23 protein-coding genes are annotated in these 21,583 nt (G+C 59.9%); 8 read left to right on the top strand and 15 right to left on the bottom strand.

Features of this window, described 5'->3' with window-relative positions; genetic code table 11:
• Window positions 1-651 precede the first annotated feature (651 nt).
• The 3 genes from RGCCGE502_RS34915 (at window position 652) to RGCCGE502_RS08660 (ending at window position 1,639) form a co-directional block, all read left to right on the top strand.
• Complete coding sequence (locus RGCCGE502_RS34915) at window positions 652-798, top strand: DUF1127 domain-containing protein (protein ID WP_016553779.1); 147 nt, start codon at window positions 652-654, stop codon at window positions 796-798.
• A 298-nt stretch (window positions 799-1,096) separates the two neighbouring features.
• Window positions 1,097-1,240 carry a DUF1127 domain-containing protein gene (locus tag RGCCGE502_RS34910; RefSeq protein ID WP_016553778.1) on the top strand — a complete coding sequence of 48 codons (144 nt, stop codon included), beginning with the start codon at window positions 1,097-1,099 and terminating at the stop codon, window positions 1,238-1,240.
• A gap of 195 nt (window positions 1,241-1,435) precedes the next feature.
• Window positions 1,436-1,639 (top strand): hypothetical protein, encoded by a 204-nt coding sequence (locus RGCCGE502_RS08660; RefSeq protein WP_016553777.1) that lies wholly within the window; start codon window positions 1,436-1,438, stop codon window positions 1,637-1,639.
• A gap of 58 nt (window positions 1,640-1,697) precedes the next feature.
• Here RGCCGE502_RS08660 and RGCCGE502_RS08655 read toward each other — a convergent pair whose 3' ends face one another.
• The gene (locus tag RGCCGE502_RS08655) at window positions 1,698-2,567 is read right to left on the bottom strand and encodes a LysR family transcriptional regulator (protein WP_141652306.1); all 870 of its coding nucleotides are present in this window, start codon (window positions 2,565-2,567) and stop codon (window positions 1,698-1,700) included.
• Window positions 2,568-2,694: 127 nt separating this feature from the next.
• Here RGCCGE502_RS08655 and RGCCGE502_RS08650 point away from each other — a divergent pair, with 127 nt between their 5' ends.
• The 4 genes from RGCCGE502_RS08650 to RGCCGE502_RS08635 all read left to right on the top strand — a co-directional run bounded on the left by RGCCGE502_RS08650 (window position 2,695) and on the right by RGCCGE502_RS08635 (window position 7,621).
• On the top strand, window positions 2,695-3,312 hold the full coding sequence (locus RGCCGE502_RS08650) for a glutathione S-transferase family protein (protein WP_016553775.1): 618 nt from the start codon (window positions 2,695-2,697) through the stop codon (window positions 3,310-3,312).
• 29 nt (window positions 3,313-3,341) lie between these two features.
• Complete coding sequence (locus RGCCGE502_RS08645) at window positions 3,342-5,408, top strand: 2Fe-2S iron-sulfur cluster-binding protein (RefSeq protein WP_016553774.1); 2,067 nt, start codon at window positions 3,342-3,344, stop codon at window positions 5,406-5,408.
• Between the two features lie 76 nt (window positions 5,409-5,484).
• The gene (gene trmFO / locus RGCCGE502_RS08640) at window positions 5,485-6,918 is read left to right on the top strand and encodes a methylenetetrahydrofolate--tRNA-(uracil(54)-C(5))-methyltransferase (FADH(2)-oxidizing) TrmFO (protein ID WP_016553773.1); all 1,434 of its coding nucleotides are present in this window, start codon (window positions 5,485-5,487) and stop codon (window positions 6,916-6,918) included.
• Window positions 6,919-6,958: 40 nt separating this feature from the next.
• Complete coding sequence (locus RGCCGE502_RS08635) at window positions 6,959-7,621, top strand: class I SAM-dependent methyltransferase (protein WP_016553772.1); 663 nt, start codon at window positions 6,959-6,961, stop codon at window positions 7,619-7,621.
• On the opposite strand, the gene RGCCGE502_RS39175 is transcribed toward RGCCGE502_RS08635, so the two are convergent.
• The 8 genes from RGCCGE502_RS39175 to yajC form a co-directional block, all read right to left on the bottom strand.
• On the bottom strand, window positions 7,517-7,825 hold the full coding sequence (locus tag RGCCGE502_RS39175) for a GDCCVxC domain-containing (seleno)protein (protein ID WP_439332337.1): 309 nt from the start codon (window positions 7,823-7,825) through the stop codon (window positions 7,517-7,519). The two genes, RGCCGE502_RS08635 and RGCCGE502_RS39175, sit on opposite strands and share 105 nt — an antisense overlap.
• Before the next feature lie 22 nt (window positions 7,826-7,847).
• Window positions 7,848-8,885 (bottom strand): MBL fold metallo-hydrolase, encoded by a 1,038-nt coding sequence (locus RGCCGE502_RS08630; protein WP_016553771.1) that lies wholly within the window; start codon window positions 8,883-8,885, stop codon window positions 7,848-7,850.
• A 36-nt stretch (window positions 8,886-8,921) separates the two neighbouring features.
• A complete protein-coding gene (locus RGCCGE502_RS08625; RefSeq protein WP_016553770.1) occupies window positions 8,922-9,581 on the bottom strand; it encodes a peroxiredoxin in 660 nt (219 codons plus the stop codon).
• Between the two features lie 158 nt (window positions 9,582-9,739).
• On the bottom strand, window positions 9,740-10,207 hold the full coding sequence (locus tag RGCCGE502_RS08620) for a hypothetical protein (RefSeq protein ID WP_016553769.1): 468 nt from the start codon (window positions 10,205-10,207) through the stop codon (window positions 9,740-9,742).
• A 69-nt stretch (window positions 10,208-10,276) separates the two neighbouring features.
• Window positions 10,277-11,128: a phytoene/squalene synthase family protein gene (locus tag RGCCGE502_RS08615; RefSeq protein ID WP_016553768.1), complete on the bottom strand. Its 852-nt coding sequence runs from the start codon at window positions 11,126-11,128 to the stop codon at window positions 10,277-10,279.
• 2 nt (window positions 11,129-11,130) lie between these two features.
• On the bottom strand, window positions 11,131-11,517 hold the full coding sequence (locus tag RGCCGE502_RS08610; RefSeq protein WP_016553767.1) for an Mth938-like domain-containing protein: 387 nt from the start codon (window positions 11,515-11,517) through the stop codon (window positions 11,131-11,133).
• A gap of 4 nt (window positions 11,518-11,521) precedes the next feature.
• A complete protein-coding gene (gene secDF, locus RGCCGE502_RS08605; RefSeq protein WP_016553766.1) occupies window positions 11,522-14,083 on the bottom strand; it encodes a protein translocase subunit SecDF in 2,562 nt (853 codons plus the stop codon).
• 57 nt (window positions 14,084-14,140) lie between these two features.
• Window positions 14,141-14,488: a preprotein translocase subunit YajC gene (gene yajC / locus RGCCGE502_RS08600; protein ID WP_016553765.1), complete on the bottom strand. Its 348-nt coding sequence runs from the start codon at window positions 14,486-14,488 to the stop codon at window positions 14,141-14,143.
• A 209-nt stretch (window positions 14,489-14,697) separates the two neighbouring features.
• On the opposite strand from yajC, the gene RGCCGE502_RS08595 reads away from it, so the two are divergent.
• A complete protein-coding gene (locus tag RGCCGE502_RS08595) occupies window positions 14,698-15,573 on the top strand; it encodes an ATP-binding protein (protein WP_016553764.1) in 876 nt (291 codons plus the stop codon).
• Window positions 15,574-15,623: 50 nt separating this feature from the next.
• On the opposite strand, the gene RGCCGE502_RS08590 is transcribed toward RGCCGE502_RS08595, so the two are convergent.
• The 6 genes from RGCCGE502_RS08590 to tatB form a co-directional block, all read right to left on the bottom strand.
• The gene (locus RGCCGE502_RS08590) at window positions 15,624-17,192 is read right to left on the bottom strand and encodes a peptidoglycan DD-metalloendopeptidase family protein (protein ID WP_040674242.1); all 1,569 of its coding nucleotides are present in this window, start codon (window positions 17,190-17,192) and stop codon (window positions 15,624-15,626) included.
• 137 nt (window positions 17,193-17,329) lie between these two features.
• Window positions 17,330-17,983 carry a protein-L-isoaspartate(D-aspartate) O-methyltransferase gene (locus tag RGCCGE502_RS08585; protein ID WP_016553762.1) on the bottom strand — a complete coding sequence of 218 codons (654 nt, stop codon included), beginning with the start codon at window positions 17,981-17,983 and terminating at the stop codon, window positions 17,330-17,332.
• A 6-nt stretch (window positions 17,984-17,989) separates the two neighbouring features.
• On the bottom strand, window positions 17,990-18,757 hold the full coding sequence (surE, locus tag RGCCGE502_RS08580; protein ID WP_016553761.1) for a 5'/3'-nucleotidase SurE: 768 nt from the start codon (window positions 18,755-18,757) through the stop codon (window positions 17,990-17,992).
• Window positions 18,758-18,761: 4 nt separating this feature from the next.
• The gene (serS, locus tag RGCCGE502_RS08575) at window positions 18,762-20,045 is read right to left on the bottom strand and encodes a serine--tRNA ligase (RefSeq protein WP_016553760.1); all 1,284 of its coding nucleotides are present in this window, start codon (window positions 20,043-20,045) and stop codon (window positions 18,762-18,764) included.
• Window positions 20,046-20,135: 90 nt separating this feature from the next.
• On the bottom strand, window positions 20,136-20,963 hold the full coding sequence (gene tatC, locus RGCCGE502_RS08570) for a twin-arginine translocase subunit TatC (protein ID WP_016553759.1): 828 nt from the start codon (window positions 20,961-20,963) through the stop codon (window positions 20,136-20,138).
• A complete protein-coding gene (tatB, locus tag RGCCGE502_RS08565; RefSeq protein ID WP_016553758.1) occupies window positions 20,960-21,562 on the bottom strand; it encodes a Sec-independent protein translocase protein TatB in 603 nt (200 codons plus the stop codon). Before tatB ends, tatC begins: the two co-directional genes overlap by 4 nt.
• Between the last annotated feature and the right edge of the window lie 21 nt (window positions 21,563-21,583).

Raw genomic sequence — 21,583 nt, 5'->3', positions numbered from 1 at the left:
ACTGCAAAATCGAGATCGACCTTCCTATATGGTTGGTCATAAGACAGGGAATGGCGCCCCCGCCCGGGTTTCCGGAAGCCTGCGAAAATGATCTTCATAACGAGATTCGGAGCAGCGCACTCCTCCTCCCAGCGCCCTCCGATAGACTGGCAACACTCCTCCTCCCAGTTGTCAGTCACCCTAATGACGCCCACCGGATCCTCCCCCGGTGGGCGTTTGGTTTTTCAGAGCACAGCCGCCTAAGCCCCAACGTTTCCAGCGATCTGCGGCAGGACCATGACAATCGCTCAGGCGGAACCTGGCGCACGACCGATATGACCACCAGGCGCGCCCTCGCAAGCAATCGGAACAATCGTCGCTCGCGACGAGCGAACCGGGCGAACTCTGTCGGAAACCCGTTATGCCCTGCACACAGCCGCCGGAAACCACTCCCGAACTGATCCGCAGCAGGGCATTCTGCCTATTGATTGACCAGATGATGGCCAAATCACGCAATTAACGGCACGAGATCTGCATTTGATGCATAGGTGCCCTGTAATCTTGTCTCTGGCGAGACTTCGCAGTGCAACATATATTCCAGTTCATCAAATAGAGGTCAGCGCCGATCGGCGGCAGCTGGCAAATCGCAAGCCCTACGGAAAGGGGACTAAAATGAACTTCACACGCTCTTTCAACAACTGGCGCAAGTACCGTCAGACTGTTACCGAACTCGGCCGCATGACCAACCGGGAGTTGCACGATCTCGGCATCGACCGCTCTGACATCCAGCGCGTTGCTCGCGAGGCTTCTGCCCGCTAAGACAAGCGATCCGCTATCCTCCCAAGCAGATCGCTTACCCAAGACGCCCGCTGCCAATGGCAACGGGCGTTTTCTTTTGTCTGGCTACTGGCTTCCGCAATGGTTGTGGCCGCAGCGGGTTCTCAAGCGGCGGCGCCCAGATAGTAGCCCCTGCATCCGAAATGAGCATCGCATGCACAATTGCATAGCAGATGCCTTTTCTTTGCACTGCACAATATGACAGAGAACATCTATATGAGCGATCAACGATCAGGCGGCGATGGCGCCGCTCTCGACGGTCACTTTGAGGAAGATGAACATGAACCCGATCCGCATTGCAAAGAGCTGGATTAGCTACCGCCGCACGCTCAGCGAACTTGGCAGCCTTTCCAACCAGACGCTCGCCGACATTGGCGTTAGCCGTTACGACATCCGTACCATCGCTTCCCGCTCGTTCCGCTAATAGCGGCGAGCGCTGAGCTTCCAAGACGGCGCTACGGCGCCGTTTTTGATTCTAGGCCCTTATTGCCCAATACAGCCAAGGAATGCACAGTCTTTGCCAGCCTGTTGATACCAGCGATATCGGTCGTCCTTTAGGGTGGACTAATATTAACCATTGTGAAAGTATCCGGCCGTTGCATAACGGAGACATGCGTAAATGTGCCGATATAATCTTCGGATGGAGGACGGCCTTTGGACAGTCGTCGACGCCACGACACAGCGCCCGGCTGAACTGAACGGCGTTCCGATGGCCAGGATGACCTGGCGCGAAGCATGCGACATGGTCGATCTGCTGAACAATCTCGACCGAATAAGCTTCATGTCCAAAAGGTACGAAACATCGACCAGAGCAACGGCTTGAACGTCCGGATGTGCATCATCGGTGGCGTCCCACCCGACGTCAGCATTCCGCTCCCGGTTCAAAGGCCGAGTGCTTTTATCTTCTGAGCCACAAAATCCACGAATGCACGCGTCTTCGCCGAGACATGCCTCCCCTCCACGTGGACCACGTGGATCGGCAACGGCTCTTCCTCGTACTGGTCGAGCACCGTCCTCAACCGACCGGCAGCAAGGTGCTCCGCCACCTGGTAGGACAAGGTCCGCGTCAGGCCCCACCCCGTCAGCGCCGCGGAGATCGATGCATCGACGGTGTTGCAGTACATGCGCGGGTGAAGCTTGACGGGCGTATGGTTGGGCGCGAAGTGCCAGTCCAACGGCGCCGATGATCCCGTATTGACGATGGTCACGTGCCGGGTGAGATCCGCCGGCGTTATCGGCTCGCCATGGCGCGCGAAATAGCCCGGCGCGCCGCAGACGACGCGGCGCACGCTGCCCACTTTGGTCGCCTGCTGGTCCGAGTCCTGCAGGTGGCCTATACGAATGGCGACGTCGATGCCCTCCTCCACGAGGTTGACCATCCGATCGAAGAACAGGACGCGCCCGGTGACGGCCGGGTGCATGCTGAGAAACTCGGTCAAGATCGGGACGACATGGATTTGACCGAACAATACCGGCGCAGTGATGCTGAGGATCCCGGACGCGCTTGAGTGGGCCCCACCGGCCGAAGCTTCCGCCTCGTCGATATCGCTGAGTATCCTTCGGCAGTCGTCCGCATATCGGTTGCCTGATGGCGTCAGCTTCACCGAGCGTGTTGAGCGCACGAAGAGCCGCGCCCCGGTGGCCTCTTCGAGAGAGGCGACCGCGCGCGTGACCGCCGGCGCACTCATATGGAGTTGGCGCGCAGCCTGCGCAAAGCTCGCGGTTTCGGCGACCTTGACGAAAACTCTCATGCATTGAAGTCGATCCATCACGCACCGTTATTCCACAACATGAAATAGTTTCTTTCCAATTATCGTAATTCAATACGCGGCTAGGAACAATTATCGTCTGTCTACCCTTAACGTGGAGACCAAACTGATGAAGCTCTATTCCCATCCCCTATCCGGCCATTCCCATCGCGCTCACCTCTTCCTGTCGCTGATTGGCATCGACGCCGAGGTCGTGGAAATCGACCTTGCTGCCAGGGAACACAAGAGCGCCAAGTTCCTTGCGCTCAATCCGTTCGGCCAGTTGCCGGTGCTCGAAGATGGCGATGTCGTTATCAGCGACTCCAATGCCATCCTCGTCTACCTCGCCAAGAAGTACGCGCCTGAAGGTTGGCTTCCGGAGGAGCCCGCAGCCGCGGCAGCGATCCAGCGGTGGCTTTCGGTTGCGGCCGGCGAGATTGCCTACGGGCCATGTGCGGCAAGGCTGGTGACGTTGTTCGGCGCGACATTCGACAGCGCTGAAGTGATCGCACGCGCTCATCGAATTCTGCAGTTGATCGACGACCGTCTGGCGGATCGTGAGTGGATTGCCGCGAGCCGAGCAACCATCGCCGATGTCGCCCTTTACAGCTATATCGCCCGGGCGCCGGAAGGAAATGTCGACCGATCGGCCTATCGCAACGTGACGGGCTGGCTCGAACGGATCGAGAGCCTGCCCGGCTTTGAGCCCTTCCAAAAATCGCCCGTCGGCATTGTCGATGCGGCTTGAGGCACACCCTGCCGAGAAAGGAGGCAGCTATGTCAGCCGAAACACACGGCGCCAAGCCCTCTCCCTGGCATGCCGGGGAGGTCGCGCTTCAGGAAAAGGTCGGCGTCGCCAAGCGAATGGATGAAGTGGGCCGTCGCGTCCTGCGGGATCACCTGATCGATCAGCATCGCGAATTCTATCCGCAGCTACCCTTCATCGCCCTCGGAAGCGTGGACACGAAAGGCAACCCTTGGGCGACGTTGCGCGCCAATCGGCCGGGATTCCTGCACAGCCCCGATATCCATTCCCTGACTGTCCATCTTCCGCGCGAACACCTCGATCCAGCCGATGAGGGGATGGAGAACGGCAACGCTGTCGCCATGCTCGGCATCGAACTCCATACCCGCCGCCGAAACCGGCTGAATGGAACGATCCACAGAACCGGCTCCGACGGCTTCGATGTGCGCGTCGGACAGTCCTACGGGAACTGCCCGCAATATATACAGTTGCGCGACTTCGAGTTCGTGCGAGACCCAGTACAGTCGGGCGGGCCGGCTCCCGTCCGTTTCAACAGTCTCGGCGGGCGTCCAGCAGAGATGATCGCGAAAGCGGATGCATTCTTTGTTGCGTCCTTTGTCGACCGCGACGATGGCGGGCGGCAGATCGATGTCTCGCATCGCGGCGGCAGGCCGGGGTTCGTGCGGATCGGCGAGGACGGCGTTCTGACAATCCCTGACTTTGCCGGCAACCTCTTTTTCAACACGCTCGGCAACATCGTTGCCAATCCGCGGGCTGGGCTCGTCTTCGCGGATTTCGAGAATGGCGATCTGCTCCAACTCTCGGGCGAGGCCTGGGTCATCCTGGAATCGCCCGAAATCGCGGCTTTCCAGGGAGCCGAACGGCTATGGTGCTTTCGTCCCAGCCAGATCGTCTACAGGGCGGACGCGCTGCCGCTCCGCTGGCGTTCGCGTTCTGATGGCCAGTCGCCCAACTCCCTGATGACCGGAAGCTGGGATGAGGCCGCCGCCCGACTTCGCGCGACGGCCCTTGCAAAGGGCTGGCGGCCGTTCCGCGTTGCACGCGTCATCCAGGAAAGCGCAAACGTGCGCTCATTCTATCTGGAGCCCACAGATGCGGGCGGGACCGTTCCCCATATCGCCGGGCAGCATTTGCCCATTCGCGTCAACATAGCGGGAGCTGACTCGCCGCTGGTTCGTACCTACACGATATCCTCTGCCCCCTCCGACAGCGTGTACCGCATCAGCGTCAAGCGAGAGGGGCTAGTTTCGACGCATCTCCACCACGTTGTCCGAGAAGGCGACATTATCGATGTCCGCGCGCCAGCTGGCGCGTTCACGATCGATGCCGCCGAGAGACGCCCTGCCGTCCTACTGGCGGCTGGCATTGGCATCACACCACTGCTCGCGATGCTTCGGCATATCGTGTATGAGGGGTTGCGTACGCGGCGGATACGGCCGACCTGGCTGATCTATTCGGCTCACAACAAACAGGACCGCGCGTTTGATGCCGAGCTTCAGACCCTCGCCACAGTGTCCGGTGGCGTCGTCAAGCTGGTCCGGCTGCTCAGTGATCTGAGTGATACAGTCGGAGGCGAAGACTACGAACAGCAGGGGCGCGTTGACATGACGCTGCTGAGCAGCGTGTTGCCGTTCAACGACTATGACTTCTATCTGTGCGGTCCAAGTGGCTTCATGCAGTCGGTCTATGATGGCCTGCGCGGATTGAATGTTGCCGATGGGCGAATCCATGCGGAAGCGTTTGGCCCCGCATCTCTCCAGCGGTCAGGGAATGAGGTTACGCGGTGGTCCGCACGCGCCGCCGAGAAACCGCAGCCGGTCTATTTCATGCGCTCCGGAAAGGAAGCGCGCTGGGAGCTGGGATCGGGCACGTTACTGGAGCTTGCCGAAGTGCACGGCCTGGCGCCTGAGTTCAGTTGTCGCCTCGGCAATTGCGGAAGCTGCAAGACGAAAATCCTGTCAGGCGCCGTCGCCTATACCAAGGAGCCGACCGCTGATGTCGCTGATGACGAGGCGCTGATCTGCTGCGCCGTGCCCGCAGCGAGCGAGACAGGGCCTAGGCTGGAGTTGGATATATGAGGGCATCGGCGCGGGCATCGAGCCCTCGCCAATTCTTCGGTTTCCTGCGCCGGCCCAGCGTGGTAATCAGCCGCGCATGAACAAGACCTCTTCCCATTCTCCCATCCATGTGGTCGGCGGCGGGCTCGCCGGCTCAGAGGCGGCCTGGCAGATCGCAAGTGCCGGCGTGCCTGTCATCCTGCACGAGATGCGCGGCGTGCGCAGCACCGATGCTCACAAGACCGACGGTCTGGCCGAGCTCGTCTGCTCTAACTCCTTCCGCTCGGACGACGCGACCAGCAATGCGGTCGGCGTCATTCATGCCGAGATGCGCATGGCGGGATCGCTGATCATGGCGTGCGCCGACAAGCACCAGGTCCCGGCCGGCGGCGCATTGGCCGTCGACCGCGATGGATTTTCCGATGCTGTGACCAAGGCGATTCACGAGCACCCTCTGATCAGCGTCGTCCGTGAAGAAGTGACCGGCTTGCCGCCCAAGGAATGGGATCTTGCAATCGTTGCGACCGGCCCTCTGACGGCCCCTTCCCTTGCAAGCGCCATCCAGTCCGAGACGGGTGCCGACGCGCTGGCCTTCTTCGATGCGATCGCGCCGATCGTTCATCGTGACAGCATCGATATGGATATCTGTTGGTACCAGTCGCGCTACGACAAAGTCGGCCCTGGGGGCACAGGCAAGGACTATATCAACTGCCCGATGACCGAAGAGCAGTACAAGGCTTTCGTGGACGCTCTGATCGCTGGTGACACCGTTGGTTTCAAGGAATGGGAAGGAACGCCCTACTTCGACGGCTGTCTTCCGATCGAAGTGATGGCAGAGCGCGGCCGCGAGACGCTTCGCCACGGCCCCATGAAGCCGATGGGCCTGACCAATGCGCACAACCCGACCGTCAAGGCCTATGCGGTCGTCCAGTTGCGGCAGGACAATGCGCTCGGTACGCTCTACAACATGGTCGGCTTCCAGACGAAGCTGAAATACGGCGCCCAGGCTGAGATCTTTCGGATGATCCCGGGGCTGCAGAACGCCGAATTTGCCCGGCTTGGCGGCCTCCATCGCAATACCTACATCAATTCGCCGACACTGCTCGACCCGTCGCTCACACTCAAGTCGCGCCCCGGCCTGCGCTTTGCCGGTCAGATCACCGGATGCGAAGGCTATGTCGAAAGTGCAAGCGTCGGGTTGATGGCCGGTCGGTTCGCCGCAGCCGAGCGCAAAGGAGAAGCCGTATCCCTGCCGCCGGCAACAACCGCACTCGGCTCGTTGCTCGGCCATATCACCGGCGGCCACATCGTCAATGACGAGGAGCCGGGAAAGCGGTCGTTTCAGCCGATGAACATCAATTTCGGCCTGTTTCCCGAGCTGGAACCCGGCTCGATTGTCAAACCCGAAGGCGTGAAGCGGTTCCGCGGCAAGGACAAGACGATCATGAAGCGGCAGCTGATCGCCAGGCGCGCGCTTGGCGATTGTGCGAGCTGGTTGGGCCTCGACGTCAAACTCGCGGAGAGTGCGTGATCGCGACTGGGCAGCATTTGCGAAGCCATGATTGCCGAAAATGGCCGCGGCGATCGTCTGCGAAATCGCGGATGCTGCGCAGCGTAGCAGTATCGAAGAGAGCCTGCTGATGGCGGCATTGTTTCAAGGTACATCGATGCCAGATCGGGATTGGTGGTCCGCGCTCTGGCCCGATCCCAAGGGACTGCTTCAACAGATCGGCGTCCAGCCAGGCATGAGCGTGCTCGACCTTTGTTGCGGCGACGGCTACTTCACCGCCCCGCTTGCCGAGTTGGTCGACGGACGGCTTGCGGCGCTCGATCTCGATCCAGACATGATCTCACTGGCGAAGACCGAGGTTGAACGAAGGGGCGCGTCCGTTCGCCAGTGGATTTGCGCTGACGCGGCGTCCCTAACGGAATGTCTGGACGAGCCGGTCGACTTTGTCTTGATGGCCAATACGTTCCACGGCGTTCCTGACCAAACTGGCCTTGCACATTCCGTTAGGGCAGTTCTGCGCCCAAACGGGTTATTCTGCATCGTCAACTGGCATTCGATGCCGCGGGAGGAAACAGTTGTCCTCGGCAACCCGCGCGGACCGCGAACCGAGATGCGCATGTCACCGGAGTCTGTCCGTGCGGTCGTCGAGGCCGCAGACTTTCGCATGCGGGAGATCGTCGATCTCCCACCATACCACTACGCGGCCATCTTCCAGCCAGCGTGATAACCGAGCGGTCCTGCTGACCTGAACCGGTGGACACGGAACCGATCCATACGAGCAAAAGACGCAGCAATCGCCTTTCTTCGGTGTGAGCGTTGTTCCGCAGCTTCGACACTCGTAACGACAGACGCAAGCGTCAACCGGCATCGTCTCCACCGCCCGGTGGCCCCAGATGGGACATGTCAGAATTGACCGCCGCTGTTCCATCGTATCCCTCTTCACGCAGCCCTCAATGCGCCATCGGTCCGTCCGCCTTCTTCCAGGCGTCGATGCCGCCTTGAATATGGAAGGCCAGTGGAAGGCCGGCATCATGCGCGGCCTGCACGGCCATTGCCGATCGTTCACCAAACGCACAGTAGAAGAGCAACCTTTTGCGGGTTGAAGTTGCCAGCTCATGCAGCGTACCACCGGCGCCTATGCTCTCCTCGAGCGAGGGATACGGGACATGCAGCGACCCGGGAATCGTGCCGTTTCGCTGTCGCTCGGCATTCTCGCGCAGATCAATCAGCGCGACGTCGCCGAGACCGACGACGCCCAGCGCTTGTTGTGCGGTCAGCGCCCAGCCGTGACGCATGACGTTGTCCTGGTTCATTCCGACCCTGATGTTGGCTGGGACAGCGACATCCATCATCTTCGGGTTCGCCAACTTCAGATTGTTCATCAGCTCAGCATATTCATCGGCTGACTTCACCTGCAGGCGAGGGTTGAAAGCCCTCTCCTCGCCGATGGTGGAAACTGTATCGCCCTTGTAGTCGTGCGCCGGGAAAACCAAGGTCGATTCCGGAAGCTTCAGAAGCCGCCCGAAGATAGACTCGTACTGCGCTTTGGGATCGCCATTCTGGAAATCAGTCCTGCCGGTACCGCGGATCAGCAGCGTGTCGCCAGTGAATACGCGGTCAGGCAGAACGAAACTGTAGGAATCGTCCGTATGGCCCGGCGTATAGATCACGTCGAGAGAGAGCCCTTCGATCGTCAGCGTATCGTTATCGGAGAGACGCATCGACACGACATCAGCCTTCGTCTGCTCTCCCATCACGGTGATGCAATGGGTCTTGTCGCGCAGCGCGCCAAGACCGGTGATGTGGTCGGCATGGAGATGGGTATCCACGGCCTTGACCAGCTTTAGATCAAGCTCGTGGATGAGCTGGAGGTAGCGCTCGACCCTTTCCAGCACTGGATCGATGATCAGTGCCTCGCCCCCCTTCCGACTTGCCAGCAAATAGGAATAGGTGCTCGATACCGGATCGAACAGCTGCCGGAAGATCATCCCCACCTCCTTCGTGGCGACATGGTTTGCGAGCGACTATCCGTGCGGCTGCGGCACGATCCTGATATAGGGTTTTGGTGCCCGCCAACCCTGCGGATACTGCTTCTTCGCGTCCTCGTCGGAAACAGAACCGGCAATGATCACGTCCTCCCCGTTCTTCCAGTTCACCGGCGTGGCGACCTTGTGCTTTGCAGTGAGTTGCAAGGAATCGATGACCCGCAGCACCTCATCAAAATTGCGACCGGTTGTCATGGGATAGACCATAACGAGCTTGATCTTCTTGTCAGGGCCGATGACGAAAATATTGCGTACGGTCTGGTTATCGGCCGGCGTGCGCTCTGTTGGATCACCGGATACCAGCGCAGGCAGCATGTTGTAGCGCTTCGACACCGTGTAATCGACGTCGGCGATCATCGGATAGTTGGGACGATAACCCTGCGTTTCCTCGATATCCTTCATCCAACTGGTATGGCGCTCAAGCGGATCGACGGAAAGGCCGATGATCTTCACGCCGCGCCGGTCGAATTCAGGTTTGATCCGGGCCATATAGCCGAGCTCGGTCGTGCATACGGGCGTAAAGTCCTTCGGATGCGAAAACAGCACCGCCCAGGAATTACCCATCCATTCGTGAAAACTGATCTTGCCTTCGGTTGTCTGGGCTTCGAAATCCGGAGCGGTATCATTGATTGCAAGCATCACGCACCTCCCATAGCGCTTTTGAATACAAACTCAAACTTTACCGGATGGGCCTAAATCTTGCGCCTATTTCAGGCCGTAGGCAACGGCAAAACGGCCGTAGCAACGCCTCACGCGAGGTGCCGCATCGGCCACGGAAATAGCAGTCCCAAGCTTCCTTAATGGCGGTTTGCGATTGTGGAATTGTGGGGCGGCAGGGCCTTGTCCGGCTCTGCCACATAGTTGCCAAGGAGCCAGAGAGAGACCTCCGACGCTTCCCTGGCGGACGCGAATTCGAACGTGCCGCTCTGATGCGGCGCGTCAAGGAACTCGATGCTGAGACCTCTGCCCGTTTCCGAGCTCAGAACCCGCACCCTGCCCGGTTCGATGACGTGGCACGAATAGTGTCTCTGCATGTTGCGCATGTAGCCGGCCTTGTTGTCATGCAGGCGCACGAACACTGCCTGCCCGTTGGCAGTCGCCTGCAGTTGGCGGATTGCTTCATTCGGGAAAGCGCGGTTGAACTCGATGATGGCTAGCCCGGTATCGTGGAGACCGTCTTCCTTGTTCTGCGCAGCCATCCGCGTCGAGATGAAGGCGATGAAGATGACGATCGCGAAAATAACGCCCCAGACGATTATGCTCACATCCCTCTCCGATCAAAAACGGCAACGGCGTCGTTATAACGCACGAGCCTTGCGCGAGTTTAAACAGGATCAGATTTTCTTGCGCATCATCGCAAGCAGCATGCGTGTCTGGCGCCGCAACTGCGACCGTTGAAGCTGACTTTCGAACAGTCCTGCGCCGGCCTTCTGAGCGCTGACGAGAACCGGCTCCGCCAGAGCAGCTGGCAGGAAGGCCGGAAACACGTTTGGAGCTATTGCGACGCTTCTCGCCTTCGCGAGATGGTCGCGGCCAAGCCCCGCAAAGGCTTCGATCGCTGCGGAGATCCGGGCCCTATCTTCACCGGCGAGAAATGTTTCGCGGTCAAGCCCGGTCGCTGACAGGATTTCAAGCGGAATGTAGAGTTGCCCGCGGTGGCGATGCAACGGCATCAGAAGCAGAAGACCGGCGATTGCTTGGGCAACGCCTGCGTGGCCAGCGGCTTCTGCGGAAGCCGCCGCCTCGGTGGGCGCAAGTACCAGACTAGCCAGTTGAACGAGAGCGGATGCCGTTTCGCCGGCATATCCCTCGAGCGAAACGCGCGTCTCCATCGGATCGTCGTAGAGATCGAAGACACGCGCATCGACCATGTTCACGAGCGTCTGTTTCGGCAGGCGGTGGGCGTCCACGGCAGTCAATAGGGCTGAGGCAATCGGATTTGCCTGGGTGGAGCCGTGGGCGTTGCCTTCCAATAGGTCTCGCCAGTACTGCATGCGCACTTCACCGGGAAGCGGCTCGTGAACCAGATCGCGAATACGCGCAAGCTCGGCATTGAAGGCGTAGAGCGCTGCCAGATCGCCGCGCTTCTCCTGCGGCGACAGCAGGCAGGCAAGGTAGCGGTCGCGGTCATTGTCGCGGAGCGTCGCCAGGCAAATATCCTGGTTCGTCAAAGACTGATCGGCCATTGTCAGACCGCTATCAATGCCGCGGCAACCGCGCGGGATTCCATCAGCATGATGTTGAAGGTCCGAACTGCAGCACCGGTATTCATGGGATCCGATGAAATACCCGCGGCCTTCAAGGCCGCCTTCAGATCGGCCGGAATCGGGCGCATATCATCTCCGGTGCCGATCAGCAGGACCTCGATCTCGGCAGCCTCGTCGATCACCTTTTGAAAATTCTCGATCGACAGTGGCTTCGACACATTCATGTCCCAGCCATAAATGCCGGATGGCAGGCACAGGATGGACCCGCGGTGGGACATATCGGCGAAACGGAAGCCGCCATTGCCGTAAGTATCGATGGGCGCACGTCCTGGAAAATGCGCCTCGCGGATTTCTATGCCTCTTGCCATATTCTCACACTGCCGAATTGCCGGGATTTGTCCCCGGCTCGGCCACTTTCTCATGTTGGTCGCTATCGATCGCGTCCGGGCGGAGCTTGAACGCGATCAGCACGGGCGCGGCTATGTAAATGGAGGAAAAGGTGCCGATGGCAACGCCGAACAGCATTACAAACGCGAAGGGGCGGATCACCTCACCGCCGAAAAGGCAGAGCGCTAGCAGCGCGAGCAATGTGGTCGCCGCCGTCAGAACCGTGCGCGACAGGGTCTGATTGATGGAAGCGTCAATCAGGATCGGCATGGGCATCTTGCGATAGCGTTTCAGGTTCTCGCGCATTCGGTCGTAGACCACGACCGTATCGTTGAGCGAATAGCCAACGATCGTCAGGATGGCCGCAACGCTTGTCAGATTGAATTCCATGCCGGTCAACACGAAGAGGCCAAGCGTCAGGATGATATCGTGGAGCGTCGCGATGATCGCACCGACCGCGAACTGCCATTCGAAGCGGAGCCAGATGTAAAACAAAATGACCGCAAGCGAACCAAGGAGGCCGAATGTCGCGGCCCTGGTCAGCTCTCCGGACACGGCAGGGCCGACGACCTCGACGCGACGGATTTCGTAGTCGTCCGCCAACTCATCGCGCAGCAACGTCATCGCCGACTGTTCGGCATTCTCGCCACCGCCCTGCGACTGAATACGAACCAGCGCTGTCGATGCGTCGGATAGGCGGCGTGCCTCGATGTCCCCAATGTTCAGGTCACCGAGACGGGCGCGAATATCATCCGGATCGGCATTTCCTCGCTTCGCCTTAACCTCCACCAGCGACCCGCCAGCAAAATCGACGCCAAGATTTGCGCCAAGCGTTGCAAAACCGATCATGGCCAAGATCGAAAGCGCTGCTGAAACGGTGAAGGTGTAGCGCCGTATGCCCATGAAGCGGATGTTGGCATGATCGAAGATACCCGTCTGCACATCCCTGGGCAGGTGCCTCGGATGCTTGCGGTGAAGCCAGGTGACGACGATCCAGCGCGTCAACGTGAATGTGGTAAAGACAGTCGTCAGAATCCCCGCCGCGAGCGTCACCGCAAAACCGCGAACGGTATCGCTGCCGAGGTAGTAGAGAATGACTGCCGCAATGACGATCGTGACATTGGCGTCAAGGATCGTCAGGAATGCACGCGAAAACCCGTTATCGATCGCGTCCGCGAAGGAATGGCCTGCTTTCGCCTCTTCCCGGATGCGCTCATAGACGAGCACGTTGGCATCGACGGCCATGCCTATGATCAAGACAATGCCTGCGAGGCCTGGCAGCGTCAGCGTTGCACCGATCACGCTTAACACGGCGAGAATCAGGAGGAGGTTCAGGACCAGCGAAATACCGGCGATGATGCCCAGCTTGCGATAGAAGGCAAACATCAAACCGGTAACAAGGATCGCGGCGACGAAGCCAGCCACCAGACCAGCGCGCTTCGATTCCGCGCCGAGGGCGGGGCTGACCGTGCGCTCTTCCACGGTCGTCAATGTCGCCGGCAGGGCGCCACTTCGCAACATCAGCGCAAGATCGTGAGCTCCATCCTCGCTGAAACTGACAGGCACTCGTCCGGTGCCATCCAGGATTGGTGCATTGATCAGCGGCGCCGCCATGACCTGATCATCGAAGAGTATGGCAAGGTGCCGGCCAATGTTCTGGCGCGTCTTCTGCGCGAGCTGCTCGGTCCCCTCAGCATCCAGCTTGTAGGTGATCGCGACCGTATCCGGTTGCGCATCGGCGACGGCCTGGACATCCACCAGATTCTTGCCGGTGACGAAATCCGTTCGATCGACGAGGTAAGGAACGGGCGGATCGTCGAGCGAGTAGAGCACCTCCGCTGTCGCCGGCCAGCGACCGGCAAGAGCCTGCTGCCCGGACATGCTTTCATCGATCATCCGAACCGAAAGCTGTGCAGGCTCATTCAGAATATTCTTCAGCCGTTCCACGTCGATGGACCCGAGGGCCTTGACGTCGATACGGTCATCACCATCGGCACGAACGGAAAAATCCGTTATCCCAAGGCCGGCGATGCGCCGCTCTACGACCGCCAGGGACTGCGCCTGAGCGGCTACGGTGCCCTCGTCGATGTTGTTGTTTGAAATTCGCAACGAAAGTTGTCCGTCGTTGCCCGTCTGCAGGGATACATTCTGGACAGAGCCTCCGAACCATCCGTTCTTCGTGGCTGCAGTCAGCGCACTCAAGGCTTTGACGGCAGCATCCACTTGGCTGGGGTCAGTTATCTTGACGGTGATGTCCTGATCAGTGCCAGTCAGACCCGTGTAGCGAATGTTGGCTTCACGCAACTTGCCGCGAACATCTGCGACCGTGCGTTCCAGCCGGTCCTTCACGATATCGGCGCGTTCAATCTGGAGAAGCAAATGGGAACCGCCCTGGACATCAGGGCCGAGTACAACCCGGCTGCCGGCCAGCCATGCAGGGAGCATAGAGCGTTGGGCATTCGATAACAGATTTGGGGCCGCGATTACCGCGGCCACCACTACCAGAACCAGGATCAGAACGGCCTTCAGGCGGGAAAAACGATGCATTTTCTCTCGACTATTTCCGACCCGGCCCAATCCGGTTCCACAGCTAGATTTGCAATATTATGCAGCGTCCGCCTTGACCGGCTCGCCCTTTACGCGAACTTCCGTGATGCCGGTGCGGACGACGCGAACGCGAACGCCGTCTGCAATTTCCACTTCGAGCTCCTTGTCGTCAACAACCTTGGTGACCTTGCCGACGAGACCGCCAGCGGTGACAACCTGATCGCCGCGACGGATCGCCTTCAGCGTTTCTTCGCGCTTCTTGGCCTGCGCGCGCTGCGGACGGATCAGCAGGAAGTACCAGACGACCATCAGCGGCACGAAAAGGATGATCATTTCAAGGCCAGAGCCGAACGGCGACGCCGCGGTGTCGGTGGCAGCCTGGGCAAATGCCGGGGTGATGAACATGCTAAACTCCTCAAAACTTTCCGGTGGCGGAACTCCGCCTTTTCTCGGGTGGCCGGACTATAATTATGGTCTTTGCGAATGCAACAGAAACAGCCGGAAACCGTACCGATTCCGCTGCCTCATAACCTTTCCGCTCGCAAAAGGCCATGCTACGCCGCAGGCAAAAGACACAGCACGCTGGTCGCAACCAGAATTCAGGAGGAAGGCCCATGGCCGAAGACGTCAACAACGCCATTCTGGCAGAGCTGCGCCGGCTGACGGACGCCATCGACCGGTTGGCTGGTCCGGCGCCGGCGATCAACGACTGGAACGCGGCCGACTGCTTTGTCTGGTCCCCTGCCCGCCAGCATCTCCAGCCCGTTGCTCGCCCGAATCGCGTGGCCCTGAAGCTGATCCGCGGCGTCGACCGCGTGCGGGACATCCTGCACGAGAATACGGTGCGCTTTGCCGAAGGCTATGCGGCAAACAATGTTCTCCTTTGGGGTGCGCGCGGCATGGGAAAGTCCTCGCTCGTCAAGGCTGTTCACGAGGACGTGCGGCGCGAGAGTGGAGTATCGCTGAAGCTGGTGGAAGTGCATCGCGAAGACATTGCTAGCCTCCCCACACTGCTCGATCTTCTTAAGGACACGCCGCATCGTGTCATCGTCTTCTGCGACGATCTCTCGTTCGATCACGATGATACGGCATACAAATCGCTCAAGGCAGCCCTTGACGGCGGCGTGGAAGGTCGACCGGACAACGTCCTCTTCTATGCGACCTCGAACCGCCGCCACCTGCTCCCGCGTCACATGATGGAGAACGAGCAGTCGACCGCGATCAACCCTTCGGAAGCGGTCGAAGAGAAGGTTTCGCTTTCCGACCGGTTCGGCCTTTGGCTTGGTTTCCACAAATGCAGCCAGGACGACTATCTGACGATGATTGACGGCTACGCTGACCATTTCAAGCTGCCGGTCGATCGCGAGAAAATGCATGCGGAGGCGCTGGAATGGGCGACGACCCGTGGCGCGCGTTCCGGCCGCGTCGCCTGGCAGTACATTCAGGATCTCGCCGGCCGGATGCGTATCGCGCTCGACCGCGCCCAATGACAAAAGCCCGGCTTTGAGGCCGGGCTTTTGAGCATCCTCGGACGCAATACCTATTCGAGGAAAGTAATCGGGTTGACGGGAGTCGCATCCTTGCGGACTTCGAAGTGGACCTGCGGCTGCTTGACGCTGCCGCTCATCCCGGAGACGGCAACCGTCTGGCCGCGCTGGATCTTCTGGCCGCGGGTGACGCTCAGGGTATCGGCATTGCCGTAGACAGTGACCGTCCCGTCGTCGTGGCGGACGAGAACCGTGTTGCCGAGTTCCTTCAGGCCGTTGCCTGCATAGATCACCACGCCGTTTTCGGCGGCCTTGATCGGCGTACCCTGCGGCACCGAAATGTCGATACCATCGTTGCGGCTGCCGTTGACGTTGGCGCCGTAGGCCGCAATGACGGCTCCACGGACCGGCCAGCGATATTTGCCGATGCCGGTTGCCTCAGGTGCTGCGGAGGCCACTTCCTTCTTGGCCGCCTCATCCACCGTCTCGGTGGCAACAGGAGCCTTGTAGGTTGCCGGCTGCGCAGAAGCAGTCGACGTTGCGGAGGCAGGCTGTGCGACCGGCTTCGGCTCTGCCTTCACCGGAATGGAGGCCGTCTTCATGCCATCCCGCGAAGCGCCCGGCAGGTTGAGCTCCTGACCGATGCGGATCGAACCGGCCGACAGATTATTGGCAGCCTTCAGATCGTCGATGCTGGTGCCAGTCGCCTTGGCGATCTTGGCAAGCGAGTCGCCCGGCTTGACGACGTAAGTGCCGCCGGCACCCTTCGGCCCTTTGCCTGCACCGGCCGAAAGCTTGCCGGACGGATCCGCATTTGCGACCGACTTGTCGCGGGCGGAGTTCGCGCCCGGAACGACCGCAACGTTCTGTTCTTGCTGTTTACCAGGCTGCGGCAGGTGGCCACCCTTGGAGAGATCTGCCGTCTGGGCAGATGCCTTGGCGGCATTGCCACCGTTGAGGGTCGGGATCAGGATGATCTGACCGGGCTTGGCGGCAGCGGCAGTCTTGAAGCCGTTGACCCTGAGGATTTCCTTTTCCGGCACACCATAGCGATTGGCGAGCGTCGTAATGCTTTCACCCGGGCGAAGGGTCACGGACGGCGCGTTGTTTGCTGACCAGCCGGAAACCTTGGGTGTCGTGCCGGTAACGATCGAGTCGGTTGCCGCCTTTGGCGGAACGAGAATTGGCGCCGACTTCTTCGGAGCCGCGGCAGCGGGGAACGGTTGAGCGAGTGCGACCTGCTTTTCCCTGGACGGCGCGGCCGGCGCTACTGCGGAGGGCGCGGCAAGCTCGGAACGCTGAACAGAGACAGGTGCAGAGGCCATCCGGGCGCTGGAGGCGCCGTAAGCTGGCTGGGCCGGATAAGGCTGGTTCATCGCTTGGTTGTTCGCAGCATAGCCACCCTGGGCCAGATCCGCCTGTGGAACTGGATCGGCTTGTAGGCCATTCATGTTTCTGCGCGGAATGGAATTGGTCGTTATCTGATCCTGACCGGACGACGAGAAAAGACCACCGAAACGTGTCACATCGGAACTGCAACCCGCTACTGTACTCGCCAGCAAAGCCGCTATCAGGACATTACCGGCAGACTTGCCTACTCTTGGCGAAAGACTGAAACGCATGACTCGACCCACTGATGAACGCAACCATTTGTGGGTTTATTAAAGCGCGTTAGTATTACCACGCGGTTAAGGTGCCGAAATTCGCGAGATTTTTTTGAGAGATTGCTAACCATAGCAACACCTACAGGCGGATCGCCTCAAAGTTGCGAAGCAAGCCGCGGCACGATCGGGAGATAAGGCGTGTCGAACAGTTCCTCGCGCTCGAAGCGGCTGCCCGTTTTCGTAAGCCGCACCAGGCGACACTCATTCTCGGAAATCATCAAAGGGGCGATCATCGAACCGCCTGAAACAAGCTGGTCGGTGTAGAACCGCGGCATCGAGCTGAACGCAGCGGTGACCAGAATCCGGTCGAACGTCCCCTCACCTTGCAGGCCGGCGCTGCCATCGGCCTGGCGAATAATGACATTCCTGAGCCCAAGCGAATCGAGACGGCGCTGCGCGTTTGTCGTCAGCGTCTTGTAGCGGTCGATCGTCAGCACGCGTTCGGCCATGCGCGCCATGACGGCGGACATGAAGCCGCTGCCCGTGCCGACCTCGAGGACACGTTGCCCCGGCTTGATCTTCAAGTGATGCAAAACCCTGACCGCGAAATCCACGCCCTCAATGAAGGAGCCGCATTCGATCGGTATCGTGCGGCTGGAATAGGCTTCCTCGGCAAACTGGGGCGGCACGAACAATGACCGTGGCGTCTGCTCAACGGCCGTCAGCAGATCCAGATCGGATACACCCTCGGCTCGCAGCCTCAACACGAGCGCCGCAAAGCCTTCCTTCTCCACCAACCGTGCAGTCAAAACGATTTACTCCGTACCCGAAAGCGCCCGCGCCACGCGGTCCTGTACGGAATAATCAGTCAGATCCAGTTTCAAAGGAGTTACCGAAATCTTGCGATGCTTCAGAGCGTGAATATCCGTACCTGCGGTGAAGGCACCGGCACGCTCGCCGAACCTGAGCCAGTAGTATGGAAAGCCCCGTCCATCTGCCCGTTCATCGACCTGTAAATTGAAGGCGAGCTTGCCTTGTGCCGTCACTTCGACACCCTCGACTTCCTCGGGCCTGCAATTCGGAAAGTTCAGGTTCAGGAACGTCCCGACAGGCAATTCGAGCGCCATCAGTTTATCGAGAAGCGCCGGGGCGTGCGCCTCACAGACCTCCCAGGGGACTGTCCTTGCGCCGTCTTGGTGCAGGTAGGCCTGGCTCAATGCAACAGAGCGAACACCCTGCAGCGTGCCTTCAATGGCGCCGGCGACGGTGCCCGAATAGGTGACATCGTCGGCGACGTTCGAACCAGAATTGACGCCTGAAAGCACCAGATCCGGCTTAATGTCCATGACCTGCTTGATGCCCATGATGACGCAATCGGTAGGCGTTCCGCGCAGAGCGAAATGCCTGTCGGAAATCTTGCGAAGCCGCAACGGCTCGGAAAGGCTCAGCGAATGCGCGAGGCCGCTTTGGTCCGTCTCCGGCGCGACAATCCAGACGTCATCGGAGAGTGTCCGCGCAATCCGCTCCAGCGCCGCGAGGCCTTCTGCGTGAATGCCGTCGTCGTTGGTGAGCAGAATGCGCATCGGCTCAGGCCGCCTTTTCGATCTTCTTCAAGCCACCCATGTATGGCAGCAGCGCATCTGGAATCGTCACGGAACCATCCTCGTTCAGATAGTTCTCCAGAACCGCAATCAAGCAGCGGCCGACGGCAGTTCCGGAACCGTTCAGCGTGTGAACGAACTTCGTCGCCTTGTCTTCCTTGCCGCGATAACGCGCATTCATACGCCGCGCCTGGAAATCACCACAGACCGAGCAGGACGAGATTTCGCGATAGGTGTTCTGTCCGGGCAGCCAGACCTCGAGGTCGTAGGTCTTGCGGGCACCAAAGCCCATATCGCCGGTGCAGAGCGTCATCGTCCGGAAATGCAGGCCGAGGCGCTTCAACACCTCTTCGGCGCAGGCCGTCATCCGTTCGTGTTCAGCAAGCGAGCTTTCAGCATCGGTAATCGAGACGAGTTCGCACTTCCAGAACTGATGCTGGCGCAGCATGCCGCGCGTATCGCGGCCGGCCGAGCCTGCTTCCGAACGGAAGGACGGGGTCAACGCGGTGAACCGAAGCGGCAGCTTCTCCTGATCGAGGATCTCGCCAGAGACAAGATTGGTGAGCGTCACCTCGGCGGTCGGGATCAACCAGCGGCCATCCGTCGTCTTGAAGAGATCGTCTGCAAACTTCGGCAGCTGACCGGTACCGAACATGGCATCGTCACGGACCATCAGCGGCGAGCTGACCTCCGTGTAGCCGTGCTCGCTTGTATGCAGGTCGATCATGAATTGACCGAGTGCGCGTTCCAGCCGAGCGAGCGGGCCGGTCAGCACGGTAAAGCGCGACCCCGATAGCTTGGCAGCCCGCTCAAAGTCCATGTAGCCAAGCGCTTCGCCGATCTCGAAGTGTTCCTTCGGGGTATGATTCCAGCGCGGCTTTTCGCCGACGACGCGGGCAACGACATTATCGTGCTCGTCCTTGCCGACCGGCACGTCGTCGTGCGGGACGTTCGGAATGCGTGACAGTGCGTCGTTCAGTTCGTCTGTCGCCTGCCGCTCGTCCTCTTCGGCGCTCGGAAGCAGTACCTTCAGGTCAGCCACTTCGGACTTCAGCTTTTCGGCTAGCTCGCTGTTCTTCTGCGCCATCGCAGCGCCGATCTCCTTGGAGGCGGCATTGCGGCGGGACAGCATGTCCTGGACCTTCTGAATGGACGAGCGGCGCTTTTCATCGACCGCGATCAGGCTTTCAGACAAAGGCTCGGCACCACGCTTGGCAAGTGCCGCATCGAGCGCTTCGGGATTCTCACGGATCCATTTGATATCAAGCATCGTCGTTCCAGGTCGTTGCAAAAAAGATAAGCCGGCCAAAGCCCGGCTGGGCCTCGACCGGATGCTTGGAAGCGCTCATTGAGGGAGTCGTCAGACGTTGTCCGTCTTGGCAACGTCCGTGGTTCCTTCAGCCTCTTCGACCGCCTCGCGGGCACGCTGGCGCTCCACGAGTCGCGCCGCGTAGATGGAAATCTCGTAGAGAAGGATGGTCGGCAGCGCAAGGCCGATCTGGGACATCGGATCGGGCGGCGTCAGCACCGCTGCAACGATAAAGGCAAGCACGATCGCAAACTTGCGTTTCTCGGCAAGCCATTGAGACGTCAACAGGCCGACGCGGGCGAGCAGCGTGGTGATCACGGGGAGCTGGAAAACCAGGCCAAACGAGAACACCAGCGTCATGATCAGGCTGAGATATTCAGAGACCTTAGGAAGCAAAGAGATCGCGACATCGCCCTCACCCGGCGCCTGCTGCATAGTCAGGAAGAACCACATGACCATCGGCGTGAAGAAGAAGTAGACGAGCGAAGCACCCATCAGGAATAGGATCGGCGACGCGATCAAAAACGGAAGGAAAGCCGCGCGCTCGTTCTTGTAGAGTCCGGGCGCCACGAACTTGTAGATCTGCGCGGCGATGATCGGAAACGCGATCACCAGACCGCCGAACATGGCGACCTTCACCTGCGTGAAGAAGAATTCCTGCGGCGCGGTGTAAATGAGCTGCGCCTTGGACACATCGAGCTTCGCCCAGGTCACCGCCCATTTGTAGGGGTAGACCAGGACATTGAAGAGATGCTTGGCGAATATGAAGCAGGCGATGAACGCGACGAAAAACGCACCGATCGACCAGATCAGCCGTGTACGCAGTTCCATCAGATGTTCGATCAATGGCTGCGGCTTATCTTCGATCTCACCGCTCATGCATCATCCTTCTTCTTCTTTGCTGCCGTCTTCTTCGGAGCGGCTGTAGCGGCGACTGCCGCTGGCTTGCTGACGGTGGTCGTCTTCGTCGAAGCGCGCTTAGGCCTCTCGGTCGTCGCTGGCTCTGCCTTTGCGCGTGGCTTGCGAACTGCCTTCGGCTTTTCCGGGACTACCGCCGCGACCGGCTCCGAACCTGTCGCCGGCACCGGTGTTACGACCGGCGGCGTTTCCGGCAGGCTCATCGACGGCTCCGGCACGGAAACGGCAGCAGCCGGAACCTCGCTCTTGTTGTCGACAGTCGTCGCCTTCTGCAGGTCCGCCTTGATGTCGTTGCCCATTTGCCGAAGCGGGTTCATCGCATCTCGCAAACTGTTGACGGGGTTCAACTTCTGCGCATCAGCGAGCGTCTGGCGCACATCGTCCAGATCGGCTTCACGGAGCGCCTCATCGAACTGCGCGCGAAACTCGCCTGCGACCTTGCGCGCACGCTGGGTCATCTTGCCGAACGCACGCAGCATCGGCGGCAAGTCCTTCGGACCAACCACCACGATCAGTACGACCGCGATGACAAGCAGCTCGGTCCAGCCAATATCGAACATTCAAGGCTCCTGGACGGGAAA

This window comes from Rhizobium grahamii CCGE 502 (assembly GCF_000298315.2).
GTDB classification, from domain to species: domain Bacteria; phylum Pseudomonadota; class Alphaproteobacteria; order Rhizobiales; family Rhizobiaceae; genus Rhizobium; species Rhizobium grahamii.
Note: the sequence above shows the minus strand (reverse complement) of the source record. Positions and strands in the feature narration are given on the sequence as shown.